Origin of the sequence: Streptomyces sp. NPDC058796 (assembly GCF_042745235.1) — a bacterium.
In the GTDB taxonomy this organism is placed as follows: domain Bacteria; phylum Actinomycetota; class Actinomycetes; order Streptomycetales; family Streptomycetaceae; genus Streptomyces.
Map to the genome: position 1 here is coordinate 146878 of NZ_JBHYOP010000002.1, position 15813 is coordinate 162690.

The following is a 15813-nucleotide window of genomic DNA, read 5'->3' on the forward strand; positions in this document are numbered from 1 at the left end:
GACATGGGACTCGAAGAAAAACTGCCGAGCGGCTTCCTGCTGACCACCGTCGAGCAGGCCGCGGGCTGGGTGCGCAAGTCGTCCGTCTTCCCCGCCACGTTCGGCCTCGCCTGCTGTGCCATCGAGATGATGACCACCGGCGCCGGCCGCTACGACCTGGCGCGCTTCGGCATGGAGGTCTTCCGCGGCTCACCGCGGCAGGCGGATCTGATGATCGTCGCGGGCCGCGTGAGCCAGAAGATGGCACCGGTGCTGCGGCAGGTCTACGACCAGATGCCGAACCCGAAATGGGTGATCTCCATGGGGGTCTGCGCCTCCTCGGGCGGCATGTTCAACAACTACGCGATCGTCCAGGGCGTCGACCACATCGTCCCGGTCGACATCTACCTCCCGGGCTGCCCGCCGCGGCCCGAGATGCTGATGGACGCCATCCTCAAGCTTCACCAGAAGATCCAGACCTCCAAGCTCGGCGTGAACGCCGAGGAGGCGGCCCGCGAGGCGGAGGAGGCGGCGCTCAAGGCCCTGCCCACGATCGAGATGAAGGGGCTGCTGCGGTGAGCGACGCGAACAACACCGCGGGTGACAAGAGCAACACCCCGGGTGACGCGAACGGTGTGAACCCCGAGAAGGACCTGTCCGCCGAGAACCTCCCCGGTCAGCGCGGCCAGGGCGGCGAGGAGATCCGCGTCCAGCGCGGCATGTTCGGCGCCAACAACGGCGGCGACACCTCCGGATACGGCGGCCTGGTCCGCTCCGTCCGGCTCCCCGGACCGGCGAGCCGGCCCTACGGCGGCTGGTTCGACGAGGTCGCCGACGAACTCGAGGGCGCGCTGGAGGAGCAGGGGCTGCTGCCCGGCAACGCCATCGAGAAGACGGTCGTCGACCGCGGCGAGCTGACCTTCCACATCGAGCGCGAGCACCTGGTCCGCGTCGCCCGCACCCTGCGCGACGACCCGGCCCTGCGCTTCGAACTGTGCACCGGCGTCAGCGGCGTCCACTACCCGAACGACAAGGGCCGCGAGCTGCACGCCGTCTACCACCTGCGCTCGATCACCCACAACCGGATGATCCGCCTGGAGGTCAGCGCCCCCGACGCGGATCCGCACATCCCGTCGCTCTTCGCCGTCTACCCGACGAACGACTGGCACGAGCGCGAGACGTACGACTTCTTCGGCATCGTTTTCGACGGCCACCCGGCGCTGACGCGGATCATGATGCCGGACGACTGGCAGGGCTTTCCGCAGCGCAAGGACTACCCCCTCGGCGGCATCCCCGTCGAGTACAAGGGCGCCCAGATCCCGGCTCCGGACCAGCGGAGGTCGTACTCATGAGCACTTCGCACGCCTCCCCTCGCGAGACCACCGAGGGCACCGTCTACACGGTCACCGGCGGCGACTGGGACGAGGTCGTCCAGGCCGCGGCCCGCGCCGACGACGAGCGCATCGTCGTCAACATGGGGCCGCAGCACCCCTCCACCCACGGTGTGCTCCGCCTGATCCTGGAGATCGACGGCGAGACGGTCACCGAGGCCCGCTGCGGCATCGGCTACCTGCACACCGGCATCGAGAAGAACCTCGAGTACCGGACGTGGACCCAGGGCACCACCTTCGTGACGCGCATGGACTACCTGACGTCGTTCTTCAACGAGACGGCGTACTGTCTGGGCGTCGAGAAGCTGCTCGGCATCGAGGACGAGATCCCGGACCGGGCCACGATCATCCGGGTCCTGCTGATGGAGCTGAACCGGCTCTCCTCCCACCTGGTGTGCATCGCCACCGGCGGCATGGAACTCGGCGCCACCACGATCATGATCTACGGCTTCCGTGATCGTGAACTCGTTCTCGACATCTACGAGCTGATCACCGGCCTGCGGATGAACCACGCGTTCATCCGCCCGGGCGGACTCGCCCAGGACCTGCCGCCCGGCGCGGTGGACCACATCCGCGAGTTCGTGAAGAAGATGAAGAAGAACCTCCCGGAGTACGACAAGCTCGCCACCGGGAACCCCATCTTCAAGGCCCGCATGCAGGACGTCGGCTATCTCGACCTGGCCGGCTGCATGGCCCTCGGCGCCACCGGCCCGGTCCTCCGGTCCACCGGCCTGCCGCACGACCTGCGCAAGGCCCAGCCGTACTGCGGCTACGAGACGTACGACTTCGACGTCCCGACCGCCGACACCTGCGACGCCTACGGCCGCTTCCTGATCCGGCTGGAGGAGATGCGCCAGTCGCTCCGGATCGTCGAGCAGTGCCTGGACCGGCTCCAGCCCGGCCCGGTCATGGTCGCCGACAAGAAGATCGCCTGGCCCGCCCAGCTCGCCCTGGGACCGGACGGACTCGGCAACTCCCTCGACCACATCAAGAAGATCATGGGCACCTCCATGGAGGCTCTGATCCACCACTTCAAGCTGGTCACCGAGGGCTTCCGCGTGCCGCCGGGCCAGACCTACACGGCGGTGGAATCGCCCAAGGGCGAGCTCGGGGTGCACGTCGTCTCCGACGGCGGCACCCGCCCCTTCCGGGTCCACTTCCGTGACCCGTCCTTCACCAACCTGCAGGCCATGGCGGCGATGTGCGAGGGCGGCCAGGTCGCCGACGTCATCGTCGCCGTGGCGTCCCTCGACCCCGTGATGGGAGGCGTCGACCGGTGACCACCTCTTCTTCGGAGCGGGGCGTCAGCCTGGGCATGCCGGAACTGCCCGCGCCCGCCTACCCGGACGACGTCCGGGCCCGGCTGGAGACCGACGCGCGCGAGGTCATCGCCCGCTACCCGGACTCCCGGTCCGCCCTCCTGCCCCTGCTGCACCTCGTGCAGTCGGAGGAGGGACACGTCACGCGCACCGGGATGCAGTTCTGCGCGGACATGCTGCACCTCACCACGGCCGAGGTCACCGCGGTCGCCACCTTCTACACCATGTACCGGCGCAGGCCGAGCGGCGACTACCAGGTCGGCGTCTGCACCAACACGCTGTGCGCGGTGATGGGCGGCGACGCGATCTTCGAGTCCCTCCAGGAACACCTGGGCGTCGGCAACGGCGAGACCACCGAGGACGGCAAGGTCACCCTGGAGCACATCGAGTGCAACGCGGCCTGCGACTTCGCGCCGGTCGTGATGGTCAACTGGGAGTTCTTCGACAACCAGACCCCGGCGAGCGTCAGGCGCCTCGTGGACGACCTGCGCGCGGGACGGCCGGTGACGCCCACGCGCGGTGCGCCGCTGTGCACCTTCAAGGAGACCGCCCGGATCCTGGCGGGCTTCCCCGACGAGCGGGACGGCGCCGTCGCGGCCGGCGGCAGCGCGGGTCCCGCCTCCCTGGCCGGGCTCAAGCTGGCCAAGGGCGAGGCGTCCGCCGCGCGCGTGGTGCACCCGCGGGACGGCGGACCGCACGACGCACCGCAGGACCGGGCCGTGCACGACCCGTCCCCGACGGAACACCTGAGCTCGCACGACGCGCCGCAGGACACATCGGCATCCGACCCTTCCCACCCGGCAGGGCCTACCGCCGAGGAGGGGGAGTGATGACCGTGGCAGCCGAGATCAAGGGCACCAGTCCGGAGAAGCTGCTCGCACCCGTGCTGTCGGCCTTCTGGGACGAGGACGAGTCCTGGACTCTGGACGTCTACCGGAGGCACGAGGGGTACGAGGGGCTCCGCAAGGCGCTGGCGATGTCGCCGGACGACCTGATCGCGTATGTCAAGGACTCAGGTCTGCGCGGACGCGGCGGCGCTGGGTTCCCGACGGGGATGAAGTGGCAGTTCATTCCCCAAGGGGATGGCAAGCCTCACTATCTAGTTGTCAACGCCGACGAGTCGGAGCCGGGGACCTGCAAGGACATCCCGCTCCTCTTCGCGAACCCGCACAGCCTCATCGAGGGCATCGTCATCGCGTGTTACGCCATCAGGTCTTCGCATGCCTTCATCTATCTGCGTGGTGAAGTCGTCCCAGTGCTGCGGCGGCTGCACGAGGCCGTGCGCGAGGCCTACGCGGCCGGCTTCCTCGGCGAGAACATCCTGGGCAGCGGACTCGACCTGGAACTCACCGTGCACGCGGGCGCGGGCGCGTACATCTGCGGTGAGGAGACCGCACTGCTCGACTCGCTCGAAGGCCGCCGGGGTCAACCGCGGCTCCGTCCCCCCTTCCCTGCTGTGGCCGGCCTCTATGCCTGCCCGACTGTGGTGAACAACGTCGAATCGATCGCGTCGGTTCCCGCGATCCTGAACAAGGGCAAGGACTGGTTCAGGTCGATGGGCAGCGAGAAGTCCCCGGGCTTCACGCTGTACTCGCTCAGCGGCCACGTCGCGAGCCCCGGCCAGTACGAGGCTCCGCTCGGCATCACGCTGCGCCAGCTCCTGGACATGAGCGGCGGCATGCGCCCGGGCCACCGCCTCAAGTTCTGGACGCCGGGCGGCTCCTCGACGCCGATGTTCACCGACGAGCACCTCGACGTCCCCCTCGACTACGAGGGAGTGGGCGCCGCCGGTTCCATGCTCGGCACCAAGGCGCTCCAGTGCTTCGACGAGACGACCTGCGTCGTGCGGGCCGTCACCCGCTGGACCGAGTTCTACGCCCACGAGTCCTGCGGCAAGTGCACCCCCTGCCGCGAGGGCACGTACTGGCTCGTCCAGCTGCTGCGCGACATCGAGGCCGGCAAGGGCGTCATGGCCGACCTCGACAAGCTGAACGACATCGCCGACAACATCAACGGCAAGTCCTTCTGCGCCCTCGGCGACGGTGCCGCCTCGCCGATCTTCTCCTCGCTCAAGTACTTCCGCGAGGAGTACGAGCAGCACATCACGGGCCGCGGCTGTCCCTTCGACCCGGCCAAGTCGACGGCCTGGGCCGACCGCACGGAGGTGAACGCATGACCGTGACCACCAATGCTCCCTCAGGCGGGGGAGAGGCGGCGGTCCCGCCGGAGGACCTCGTATCGCTGACGATCGACGGCGCCGAGATCAGCGTGCCCAAGGGCACCCTGGTCATCCGGGCCGCCGAGCAGCTCGGCATCGAGATCCCCCGGTTCTGCGACCACCCCCTCCTCGACCCGGCCGGCGCCTGCCGCCAGTGCATCGTCGAGGTCGAGGGCCAGCGCAAGCCCATGGCTTCCTGCACCATCACCTGCACCGACGGCATGGTGGTGAAGACCCACCTGACCTCGCCCGTCGCCGAGAAGGCCCAGCACGGCGTGATGGAGCTGCTGCTCATCAACCACCCGCTGGACTGCCCGGTCTGCGACAAGGGCGGCGAGTGCCCGCTGCAGAACCAGGCGATGTCGCACGGCCAGGCGGAGTCCCGCTTCGAAGGAAAGAAGCGGACCTACGAGAAGCCGGTGCCCATCTCCACGCAGGTGCTGCTCGACCGCGAGCGGTGCGTGCTGTGCGCCCGCTGCACCCGGTTCTCCAACCAGGTCGCGGGCGACCCGATGATCGAGCTGATCGAGCGGGGCGCGCTCCAGCAGGTCGGCACAGGTGAGGGCGACCCCTTCGAGTCGTACTTCTCCGGCAACACCATCCAGATCTGCCCGGTCGGCGCACTCACCTCGGCCGCGTACCGGTTCCGCTCGCGCCCCTTCGACCTGATCTCCTCGCCGTCCGTGTGCGAGCACTGCTCCGGCGGCTGCGCGACCCGCACCGACCACCGGCGCGGCAAGGTCATGCGGCGCCTGGCGGCCAACGAGCCCGAGGTCAACGAGGAGTGGATCTGCGACAAGGGCCGCTTCGGCTTCCGGTACGCGCAGCAGCGGGACCGGCTGACGACGCCCCTGGTGCGAGGCGCCGAGGGCGAGCTGGAGCCGGCCTCCTGGCCGGAGGCTCTGCAGATCGCCGCCCAGGGCCTGCTCGCCTCCAGGGGCCGCACCGGCGTCCTGGCCGGCGGCCGGCTCACCGTGGAGGACGCCTACGCGTACAGCAAGTTCGCGCGCGTGGCGCTCGACACCAACGACATCGACTTCCGCGCGCGCGTGCACAGCACCGAGGAGGCCGACTTCCTGGCCGCCCGGATCGCCGGACGCGGTCGCGACCTCGACGGCACGGGAGTCACGTACACCGCGCTGGAGAAGGCGCCCGCCGTCCTGCTGGTCGGGTTCGAGTCCGAGGAGGAGGCGCCCGGCGTCTTCCTGCGGTTGCGCAAAGCCTGGCGCAAGCACGGGCAGAAGGTCTTCTCGCTGGCCACGCACGCCACGCGGGGCCTGGAGAAGGCCGGCGGCACCCTGCTGCCCGCCGCGCCCGGCACCGAGACCGAGTGGCTGGACGCCCTCGCCGGCGGCGTCGGCCTGGAGGACGGAGGCACCCAGGCCGCCGAGGCCCTGCGCGCCGAAGGCGCCGTGATCGTCGTCGGCGAGCGGCTGGCGTCCGTGGCCGGGGGCCTCACCGCCGCCGTACGGACCGCCTCCGCGACCGGCGCGCGGCTGGTGTGGATCCCGCGCCGGGCCGGGGAGCGCGGCGCCATCGAGGCGGGGGCGCTGCCCGCCCTGCTGCCGGGCGGGCGCCCGGCGACCGACCCGCGCGCGCGTGAGGAGGTAGCCGCCGTCTGGGGCCTGGCCGACCTCCCGCACCGCTACGGCCGCGACACCGGCGAGATCGTCGAGGCCGCCGCCCGGGGTGAGCTCCAGGCACTGCTCGTGGCGGGCGTGGAGGTCGCCGACCTGCCCGATCCGGCACGCGCGCGTGCGGCACTCGCGGAGGCCGGGTTCGTGGTCTCCCTGGAGCTGCGGCCCAGCGAGGTCACCGAGAAGGCCGACGTCGTCCTGCCGGTCGCCGCGGTCGCCGAGAAGGCCGGGACCTTCCTCAACTGGGAGGGACGGGCGCGCTTCTTCGAAGCCGCGCTCAAGCCCGACCAGATGACCCGCCGCCTCGCGCCGACCGACGCACGCGTCCTGCAGATGCTGGCCGACGCCATGGACGTGCACCTGGGGCTGCCGGACCTGCGCACCATCCGCGCGGAGATCGACCGGCTCGGCGCCTGGGACGGGCCGCGGGCCGGCGAACCGCTGTACACCGCGGGCGCGCTGCCCCGGCCGGCCGCCGGCGAGGCGGTACTGGCCGGGCACCGGCTGCTGCTCGACCAGGGGCTCCTCCAGCAGGGCGACGAGGCGCTGGCCGGCACCCGGCACGCCGCCCGCGCGCGCGTGTCCGCCGCCACCGCCGCCGAGGCCGGCGTCAAGGACGGCGACCTCCTGGCCGTCACCGGGCCCGCCGGAGCCGTCGAATTCCCGCTCCAGATCACCGAGATGCCCGACCGGGTGGTCTGGCTCCCGCTGAACTCGGCCGGCAACGGCGTCGCCTCCGACGCCGGGGTGCTGCCCGGGACCCTCGTCCGCATCGGTCCGGCCACGCTCGCGGGCGAGGCCCCCAAGGAGGTGGAGGCATGAGCCCGTACCTCGCCGCTGAAGACCTCTCGATGTTCGGCACCGACCCGTGGTGGCTGGTCGTCGTCAAGGCGGTCTTCTGCTTCGCCTTCCTGATGGTGACCGTGCTGTTCTCCATCGTGTGGGAGCGCAAGGTCGTCGCCTGGATGCAGCTGCGCATCGGCCCCAACCGGCACGGCCCCTGGGGCATGCTTCAGTCGCTCGCCGACGGCATCAAGCTGATGCTCAAGGAAGACGTCGTCGTCAAGCGCGCCGACAAGGTGGTGTACGTCCTCGCGCCGATCGTCGCCGCCATCCCGGCCTTCATGGCGATCGCCGTGATCCCCTTCGGGCCCGCCGGCAACGAAATCTCCATCTTCGGCCAGCGCACCGCCATGCAGCTCACCGACCTGCCGATCGCGTTGCTCTACATCCTCGCGGTCGCCTCGATCGGCATCTACGGCATGGTGCTGGCGGGTTGGAGCTCCGGATCGACGTACCCGCTCCTCGGCGGCCTGCGCTCCTGCGCGCAGATGATCTCCTACGAGATCGCGATGGGCGCCGCGTTCGCCTCGGTCTTCCTCTACTCGGGGTCGATGTCGACGTCGGAGATCGTCGCCCAGCAGGGCGACCGCTGGTACATCGTGCTGCTGCCGGTCTCCTTCATCCTCTACATCGTCACCATGGTCGGCGAGACCAACCGCGCCCCCTTCGACATGCCGGAGTCCGAGGGCGACCTGGTGGGCGGCTTCAACACCGAGTACTCGTCGATCAAGTTCGCGATGTTCATGCTCGCCGAGTACGTGAACATGGTGACGGTCTCGGCTGTCGCCACCACGCTCTTCCTCGGCGGCTGGCGGGCACCGTGGCCGGTCAGCACCTTCTGGGAGGGCGCCAACCACGGCTGGTGGCCGCTGCTCTGGTTCGTGGTCAAGGTGCAGCTGCTGCTGTTCTTCTTCATCTGGCTGCGCGGCACGCTCCCGCGCGTCCGCTACGACCAGCTGATGAAGCTCGGCTGGAAGGTCCTCATCCCGGTCTCCCTGGTCTGGCTGATGCTCGTGGCGACCGTGCGGGCCCTGCGCAACGAGAACTACGAGTTCACCGACATCGCCCTCTACATCGGCGGCGGCGTCCTGGTCCTGCTGGTGCTGTCCTTCGTCGTCGACATGTACCGCGACAAGGGCAAGCGGGCCGAGGCCCCGGCCGAGGAGCCGGCCGCCTTCGACCCGATGGCCGGCGGGTTCCCCGTACCGCCGCTGCCCGGGCAGGAGCTGCCGCCGGTGCCCAGGCGCCGTCCGCGCCGGGAGCGGGAGCTGATTGTCAGTGGTGGCCCCGATACTCACAGTGACGGATCTACGGGTGGATCTGCGGGCGGATCTACGGATGGAAAGGAGGCGTCCGATGGCTGAGGAACCCAAGGAGACCGACCCCGGTTTCCTGAACCCCGTGGCCGGCTTCGGCGTGACCTTCAAGGCCATGTTCAAGAAGCGGCTGACCGAGCAGTACCCGGAGCAGCAGAAGACCACCGCTCCGCGCTTCCACGGACGGCACCAGCTCAACCGCCATCCGGACGGCCTGGAGAAGTGCGTCGGCTGCGAGCTGTGCGCCTGGGCGTGTCCCGCCGACGCCATCTACGTGGAGGGCGCGGACAACACCGACGAGGAGCGCTACTCGCCGGGCGAGCGCTACGGCCGCGTCTACCAGATCAACTACGCCCGCTGCATCCTGTGCGGCCTGTGCATCGAGGCGTGCCCCACGCGCGCGCTGACGATGACCAACGAGTTCGAGCTGGCCGACTCCAGCCGCGCCAACCTGATCTTCACCAAGGAGCAGCTGCTCGCCGGCCTGGAGGAGGGCATGGTCGACTCGCCCCACGCCATCTACCCGGGCACGGACGAACAGGACTACTACCGGGGCCTGGTGACCGAGGCCGCGCCCGGCACGGTCCAGCAGGTCGCCCACTCCAAGGGCGAGGTCGTCCAGGAGGGCGACTCGACGTTCGGCGGGACCGAGCCGGCGTCGGAGGAGGTGATCCGCCGATGACCGGGCAGCTCGCCGCCGCAGCGACTCTCTCCGCCGGCACCTCCACCGGAGAGGCCGTCCAGTTCTGGATCCTGGGCACCGTCGCGGTGATCGGCGCCCTGTGCACCGTCTTCATGAAGAAGGCCGTGCACAGCGCGCTCTGCCTCGCCGGGACCATGATCGTCCTGGCGGTGTTCTACCTCGCCAACGGTGCCTACTTCCTCGGTGTGGTGCAGATCATCGTCTACACCGGCGCGATCATGATGCTGTTCCTGTTCGTGGTGATGCTCGTCGGCGTCACCGCGGCGGACTCCCTGAAGGAGACCATCAAGGGCCAGCGCTGGCTGGCCCTGCTTTCCGGGCTCGGCTTCGGCATCCTGCTGATCGGCGGCATCGGCAACGCCTCGGTCAGCGAGTTCACCGGCCTCGGCCAGGCGAACGCGAACGGCAACGTGGAGGGACTCGCCTCCCTCATCTTCACCAAGTACGTCTTCGCCTTCGAGATCACCGGCGCCCTGCTCATCACGGCCGCCGTCGGCGCCATGGTGCTCACCCACCGCGAGCGCACCGAGCGGGCGGCGACCCAGCGCGAGCTGGCCGAGAAGCGCGTCCGCGAGGGCAAGTACCTGCCGCCGCTGCCCGCACCCGGCGTCTACGCCCGGCACAACGCGGTCGACATCGCGGGCCTGCTGCCCGACGGCACCCCCTCCGAGCTCACTGTCAGCAAGACGCTGCGCGAGCGCGGTCAGGTCCGCGACGTGTCGACGGATGCGCTGGGCGACCTCAAGGCACTGGAGCAGCGTGCCGAGGAGCGCCTGGAGCGCACGGCGGTCGAGCCGGCCAACTTCAAGGGGTCCGAGGAGGCGTCGAAGTGAACCCCGTGAACTACCTCTATCTCGCGGCCCTGTTGTTCACGATCGGCGCCACCGGCGTGCTGATCAGGCGCAACGCGATCGTGGTGTTCATGTGCGTCGAGCTGATGCTCAACGCCTGCAACCTCGCGTTCGTCGCCTTCTCCCGCATGCACGGCAATCTCGACGGCCAGGTCATCGCCTTCTTCACGATGGTCGTCGCCGCCGCTGAGGTCGTGGTCGGGCTCGCGATCATCGTGTCCCTGTTCCGTTCCCGCCACTCGGCCTCGGTCGACGACGCCAGCCTGATGAAGCTGTGAGGGGTCGCTAGAACCGTGACTAACGCAGAGAATCTGATTGCGCTGCTGGTGGCGGCGCCCTTGCTCGGAGCGGCGGTCCTGCTGTGCGGCGGACGCCGGCTGGATGCCGTCGGCCATTGGATCGGCACGGTGCTGGCCGCCGCCTCCTTCGTGATCGGCGTCGTCCTCTTCGCCGACATGCTCGGCGCCGCCGCCGAGGACCGCACCCTGACGCAGCACCTGTTCAGCTGGATTCCGGTGGAGGGCTTCCAGGCCGACGTCGCCTTCCGGCTCGACCAGCTGTCGATGACGTTCGTACTGCTGATCACCGGCGTCGGTTCGCTCATCCACCTGTACTCGATCGGGTACATGGAGCACGACGAGCGCCGCCGCCGCTTCTTCGGCTATCTGAACCTGTTCCTCGCGGCGATGCTGATCCTCGTCCTCGCCGACAACTACCTGCTGCTGTACGTCGGCTGGGAGGGCGTCGGTCTCGCCTCCTACCTGCTGATCGGCTTCTGGCAGCACAAGCCCAGCGCCGCCACCGCCGCGAAGAAGGCCTTCCTGGTCAACCGCGTCGGCGACATGGGCCTGTCCATCGCGATCATGCTGATGTTCCTGTGGTTCGGCACCTTCGCCTTCGGGCCGGTGCTCGGCGGCCACGGGGAGGCCGGGCTCGCCGGCGAGGCAGGCGAGGGCAAGCTCACCGCGATCGCCCTCATGCTGCTGCTCGCCGCCTGCGGCAAGTCCGCCCAGGTGCCGCTGCAGTCCTGGCTCGGGGACGCGATGGAGGGCCCGACCCCGGTCTCGGCCCTCATCCACGCCGCGACCATGGTGACGGCGGGCGTGTACCTGATCGTGCGCTCCGGAGCCATCTTCAACGGCGCGCCCGACGCGCAGCTCGTCGTCACCATCGTCGGCGCGGTCACGCTGCTGTTCGGTGCGATCGTCGGTTGCGCCAAGGACGACATCAAGAAGGCGCTGGCCGGCTCGACCATGTCGCAGATCGGCTACATGGTGCTGGCCGCCGGACTCGGCCCCATCGGCTACGTCTTCGCGATCATGCACCTGGTGACGCACGGCTTCTTCAAGGCCGGGCTGTTCCTCGGTGCCGGTTCGGTCATGCACGGCATGAACGACGAGGTCGACATGCGCCGCTACGGCGGACTGCGCAAGTACATGCCGGTCACCTTCATCACCTTCGGCCTCGGCTACCTCGCCATCATCGGTTTCCCGGGCCTGTCCGGCTTCTTCTCCAAGGACAAGATCATCGAGTCGGCGTTCGCCAAGGGCGGCACCGAGGGCTGGATCCTCGGCGCCTGCGCCCTGCTGGGCGCCGCCATCACGGCGTACTACATGACGCGCGTGATGCTGATGACCTTCTTCGGCGAGGAGCGCTGGCGCAACGCCCCGACGCCGTCGCCGAACCAGCCGGACGTGGAGCCCGCCGCCGAGACGCGCGGAGAGTACACGCCGCCGCACCCGCACGAGTCGCCGAAGACCATGACGATCCCGATGATCGTGCTGGCCGTCGGCTCGGTGTTCGGCGGCGCGTTCTTCAGCATCGGCGACCGGTTCGTGCACTGGCTCGAGCCCATCACCGGGCACGACCACGGCCACGCGCCGATCAGCGCCCTGACCGTCACCGTCTCCACGGTCGCCGTGATGGTCATCGGCGTCGCTGTCGCCTGGGCGCAGTACGGCCGACGCCCGGTCCCGGCCGTCGCCCCGCGCGGATCGCTGCTCACCCGGGCAGCCCGGCGCGACCTGCTCCAGGACGACTTCAACCACGTCGTACTGGTCCGCGGCGGAGAGCACCTGACGCGGTCTCTGGTCTACGTCGACCACACCCTGGTCGACGGCGTCGTCAACGGCACGGCGGCCTCGGTCGGCGGCCTGTCCGGGCGGATGCGCAAGCTGCAGAACGGGTTCGCGCGCAGTTACGCGGTCTCGATGTTCGGCGGTGCGGCGGTCCTCGTCGCCGCGACCCTGCTGATGAGGGCGGTCTGATACCGATGTCCTTTCCCCTGCTGACAGTCACGGCGGCGCTTCCAGCCGTCGGGGCCATCGCCACCGCCGCGGTGCCGGCCGCGAAACGCACCGCGGCCAAATGGCTCGCGCTGCTGTTCTCGCTGGCCACCCTCGCCCTGGCGATCGCGGTACTGGTCCGCTTCGACCCCGGCGGCGACCGCTACCAGCTCACCGAGTCGCACTCCTGGATCGCGGACTTCGGAGTCCGGTACGAACTGGGCGTGGACGGAATCGCGGTGGCGCTGATCGCGCTGACCGCGCTGCTGATCCCGTTCATCATCCTGGCGGGCTGGCACGATGCCGACCCGCTGGAGACCGGCAGCAGCCGGTGGCGGCCGACCCAGGGCTTCTTCGCCCTGATCCTGCTGGTCGAAGCGATGGTGATCCTCTCCTTCGAGGCCACCGACGTCTTCCTCTTCTACATCTTCTTCGAAGCCATGCTCATCCCGATGTACTTCCTCATCGGCGGCTTCGGGGACCGGGCCCACCAGCACGGCGAGAAGACGGCGGCGACCCAGCGGTCGTACGCGGCGGTGAAGTTCCTCCTCTACAACCTGGCCGGCGGTCTGATCATGCTGGCGGCGGTGATCGGCCTCTACGTGGTCGCGGGGAACTTCTCCCTCACCGAGATCGCCCAGGCGAGGGCCAGCGGCGAACTGGAGATGGCGACCAGCACCGAGCGCTGGCTGTTCCTCGGCTTCTTCCTCGCCTTCGCGGTGAAGGCGCCGCTGTGGCCGCTGCACACCTGGCTGCCCAACGCCATGCAGGAGTCCACCGCGCCGGTCGCCGTGCTCATCACGGCGGTCGTCGACAAGGTGGGCACCTTCGCGATGCTCCGCTTCTGCCTCCAGCTCTTCCCGGAGGCCAGCAAGTGGGCGACGCCGGTGATCCTCGTCCTGGCGGTCATCAGCATCATCTACGGGGCGTTGCTCGCGGTCGGCCAGCGCGACATCAAGCGGCTGATCGCGTACGCGTCGATCTCGCACTTCGGCTTCATCATCATGGGCATCTTCGCGATGACCAGCCAGGGCCAGTCCGGCGCGACCCTCTACATGGTCAACCACGGCATCTCGACCGCCGTCCTGATGCTGATCGCCGGTTTCCTGATCTCGCGGCGCGGCTCGCGGCTCATCGCCGACTACGGAGGAGTCCAGAAGGTCGCCCCGGTGCTCGCCGGCACCTTCCTGATCGGCGGCCTGGCGACCCTGTCCCTGCCGGGGCTGGCGCCGTTCATCAGTGAGTTCCTGGTCCTGGTCGGCACGTTCACGCGCTATCCGGTGATCGGCATCATCGCCACCTTCGGCATCGTGCTCGCCGCGCTCTACACCCTCGTCCTCTACCAGCGGACGATGACGGGCCCGGTGGAGCCGGAGGTGTCCGCGATGCCCGACCTGCGGGTGCGGGAGCTGGTGGTCGTGGCGCCGCTGGTCGCGCTGCTGATCTTCCTGGGCGTCTTCCCGAAGCCCCTCACGGACATCGTCAACCCGGCGGTTGAGCAGACCATGTCCGACGTACAGAAGAAGGACCCCCAGCCTGAGGTGGAGGCGGCCAAGTGAGCGCAACAGCCGTCCACAGCCTGTGGACAACGGCGGCGACGGCGGCCGACCCGATCGGCAAGATCGACGCGCCGAAGATCGAGTACGGGCAGCTGTCGCCCATCCTGATCATCATCGGTGCGGCAGTCCTGGGCATCCTGATCGAGGCCCTCGTGCCGCGCAGGTCCCGCTACTACGTGCAGACGTTCCTGTCCGTCGTCGCGCTCGTCGCCGCCTTCGCCGCGGTCGTCGCGCTCGCGGCGAGCGGATACGGCACGACCAAGGCGGGCATCGCGGCCATGGGAGCCATCGCCGTCGACGGTCCGGCCCTGTTCCTCCAGGGCACGATCCTGCTGGCGGCGCTGGTCGGCCTGTTCACCTTCGCCGAGCGGCGGCTCGACCCTCAGGCGCACGGCAACCGGGTCGACTCCTTCGCCGCGCAGGCCGCGGCCGTGCCGGGCAGCGAGAGCGAGCAGAAGGCGGTCAAGGCCGGCTTCACCACGACGGAGGTCTTCCCGCTCCTCCTCTTCGCCGTCGCCGGCATGCTGATCTTCCCGGCGGCCAACGACCTCCTGACGCTCTTCGTGGCCCTGGAGGTCTTCTCCCTCCCGCTGTACCTGCTCTGCGCGCTGGCCCGCCGCAAGCGGCTCATGTCGCAGGAGGCGGCGGTCAAGTACTTCCTGCTCGGCGCCTTCGCCTCGGCCTTCACCCTGTTCGGCATCGCCCTGCTCTACGGCTACGCGGGCTCCATGTCGTACGGCACGATCGCCTCGGTCGTCGACGGCACCGTGCAGAACGTCACCCCGGCGCTCGCCGACACGATGGGCAACGACGCGCTGCTGCTCGTCGGCTCCGCCCTGATCGTCATGGGCCTGCTGTTCAAGGTGGGCGCGGTGCCGTTCCACATGTGGACGCCGGACGTGTACCAGGGCGCGCCGACGCCGGTCACCGGCTTCATGGCGGCGGCGACCAAGGTGGCCGCCTTCGGTGCCCTGCTCCGCATCCTGTACGTGGTCCTGCCCGGCCTGCGCTGGGACTGGCGTCCGGTGATGTGGGCCGTGGCGATCGTCACGATGCTGGCCGGCGCGATCGTCGCGATCACGCAGACCGACATCAAGCGGCTGCTGGCGTACTCGTCGATCGCGCACGCGGGCTTCATCCTCGCCGGTGTCATCGCGACCACGCCGGAAGGCATCTCGTCCGTCCTCTTCTACCTGGCCGCGTACTCCTTCGTCACGATCGGCGCCTTCGCGGTCGTGACGCTGGTGCGCGACGCGGGCGGCGAGGCGACGCACCTGTCGAAGTGGGCCGGGCTCGGACGCAGGTCACCGCTGGTGGCGGCCGTGTTCGCGGTGTTCCTGCTGGCCTTCGCGGGCATCCCGCTGACCTCCGGGTTCTCCGGCAAGTTCGCCGTCTTCAAGGCGGCGGCGGAGGGCGGCGCGGCCCCGCTGGTCGTGATCGGCGTGATCTCGTCGGCGATCGCGGCGTTCTTCTACATCCGCGTGATCGTGCTGATGTTCTTCAGCGAACCGCGCCCGGAGGGCCCGACCGTCGCGGTGCCGTCACCGCTGACGATGACGGCGATCGGTGTCGGGGTCGCGGTCACGGTGGTGCTCGGTGTGGCGCCGCAGTACTTCCTGGACCTGGCGGGACAGGCGGGGGTGTTCGTGCGCTGACGCGGCGCTCGCCGGTTCGGACACGGCGGCGGCCCGGCATCCCACAGGGGGCCGGGC

General features: G+C 69.6%; 13 protein-coding genes. All 13 read left to right on the forward strand.

What is annotated here, in order from left to right:
- The first annotated feature begins 3 nt into the window (after positions 1–3).
- From ACFW47_RS05910 to nuoN, 13 genes are read left to right on the forward strand one after another with little or no spacing between them, the layout of a single operon-like run.
- Positions 4–558, forward strand: coding sequence for an NADH-quinone oxidoreductase subunit B family protein (locus ACFW47_RS05910; protein WP_010041554.1), 555 nt, complete (start codon positions 4–6; stop codon positions 556–558).
- Positions 555–1331 (forward strand): NADH-quinone oxidoreductase subunit C, encoded by a 777-nt coding sequence (locus tag ACFW47_RS05915; protein WP_386304961.1) that lies wholly within the window; start codon positions 555–557, stop codon positions 1329–1331. Before ACFW47_RS05910 ends, ACFW47_RS05915 begins: the two co-directional genes overlap by 4 nt.
- Positions 1328–2650, forward strand: a complete 1323-nt coding sequence (locus ACFW47_RS05920) for an NADH-quinone oxidoreductase subunit D (RefSeq protein WP_272587019.1) — start codon at positions 1328–1330, stop codon at positions 2648–2650. The genes ACFW47_RS05915 and ACFW47_RS05920 overlap by 4 nt, the downstream gene beginning before the upstream one ends.
- A complete protein-coding gene (nuoE, locus tag ACFW47_RS05925) occupies positions 2647–3519 on the forward strand; it encodes an NADH-quinone oxidoreductase subunit NuoE (RefSeq protein ID WP_386281748.1) in 873 nt (290 codons plus the stop codon). Before ACFW47_RS05920 ends, nuoE begins: the two co-directional genes overlap by 4 nt.
- Entirely contained in the window at positions 3516–4865 is a 1350-nt protein-coding gene (gene nuoF / locus ACFW47_RS05930) for an NADH-quinone oxidoreductase subunit NuoF (RefSeq protein WP_386304962.1), read from the forward strand. The genes nuoE and nuoF overlap by 4 nt, the downstream gene beginning before the upstream one ends.
- Complete coding sequence (locus tag ACFW47_RS05935; RefSeq protein ID WP_386281744.1) at positions 4862–7366, forward strand: NADH-quinone oxidoreductase subunit G; 2505 nt, start codon at positions 4862–4864, stop codon at positions 7364–7366. The genes nuoF and ACFW47_RS05935 overlap by 4 nt, the downstream gene beginning before the upstream one ends.
- On the forward strand, positions 7363–8751 hold the full coding sequence (nuoH, locus tag ACFW47_RS05940) for an NADH-quinone oxidoreductase subunit NuoH (protein WP_272587022.1): 1389 nt from the start codon (positions 7363–7365) through the stop codon (positions 8749–8751). The genes ACFW47_RS05935 and nuoH overlap by 4 nt, the downstream gene beginning before the upstream one ends.
- Positions 8744–9385: an NADH-quinone oxidoreductase subunit NuoI gene (nuoI, locus tag ACFW47_RS05945; RefSeq protein WP_386304963.1), complete on the forward strand. Its 642-nt coding sequence runs from the start codon at positions 8744–8746 to the stop codon at positions 9383–9385. Before nuoH ends, nuoI begins: the two co-directional genes overlap by 8 nt.
- On the forward strand, positions 9382–10239 hold the full coding sequence (locus ACFW47_RS05950) for an NADH-quinone oxidoreductase subunit J (RefSeq protein WP_386281741.1): 858 nt from the start codon (positions 9382–9384) through the stop codon (positions 10237–10239). The genes nuoI and ACFW47_RS05950 overlap by 4 nt, the downstream gene beginning before the upstream one ends.
- Positions 10236–10535, forward strand: coding sequence for an NADH-quinone oxidoreductase subunit NuoK (gene nuoK, locus ACFW47_RS05955; RefSeq protein WP_037929353.1), 300 nt, complete (start codon positions 10236–10238; stop codon positions 10533–10535). The genes ACFW47_RS05950 and nuoK overlap by 4 nt, the downstream gene beginning before the upstream one ends.
- Before the next feature lie 15 nt (positions 10536–10550).
- On the forward strand, positions 10551–12524 hold the full coding sequence (gene nuoL / locus ACFW47_RS05960) for an NADH-quinone oxidoreductase subunit L (protein ID WP_386281738.1): 1974 nt from the start codon (positions 10551–10553) through the stop codon (positions 12522–12524).
- Between the two features lie 5 nt (positions 12525–12529).
- Positions 12530–14101, forward strand: coding sequence for an NADH-quinone oxidoreductase subunit M (locus tag ACFW47_RS05965; protein ID WP_386304965.1), 1572 nt, complete (start codon positions 12530–12532; stop codon positions 14099–14101).
- On the forward strand, positions 14098–15756 hold the full coding sequence (gene nuoN / locus ACFW47_RS05970; protein ID WP_386281734.1) for an NADH-quinone oxidoreductase subunit NuoN: 1659 nt from the start codon (positions 14098–14100) through the stop codon (positions 15754–15756). The genes ACFW47_RS05965 and nuoN overlap by 4 nt, the downstream gene beginning before the upstream one ends.
- The last annotated feature ends 57 nt before the right edge of the window (positions 15757–15813 follow it).

Excerpts from the sequence above, each read along its gene's own strand:
- ACFW47_RS05950 (WP_386281741.1), top strand. The coding sequence starts at position 9,382 with ATGACCGGGCAGCTCGCCGCCGCAGCGACTCTCTCCGCCGGCACCTCC.
- nuoH (WP_272587022.1), top strand. The coding sequence starts at position 7,363 with ATGAGCCCGTACCTCGCCGCTGAAGACCTCTCGATGTTCGGCACCGAC.
- ACFW47_RS05910 (WP_010041554.1), top strand. The coding sequence starts at position 4 with ATGGGACTCGAAGAAAAACTGCCGAGCGGCTTCCTGCTGACCACCGTC.
- ACFW47_RS05965 (WP_386304965.1), top strand. The coding sequence starts at position 12,530 with ATGTCCTTTCCCCTGCTGACAGTCACGGCGGCGCTTCCAGCCGTCGGG.
- ACFW47_RS05920 (WP_272587019.1), top strand. The coding sequence starts at position 1,328 with ATGAGCACTTCGCACGCCTCCCCTCGCGAGACCACCGAGGGCACCGTC.
- nuoI (WP_386304963.1), top strand. The coding sequence starts at position 8,744 with ATGGCTGAGGAACCCAAGGAGACCGACCCCGGTTTCCTGAACCCCGTG.
- ACFW47_RS05935 (WP_386281744.1), top strand. The coding sequence starts at position 4,862 with ATGACCGTGACCACCAATGCTCCCTCAGGCGGGGGAGAGGCGGCGGTC.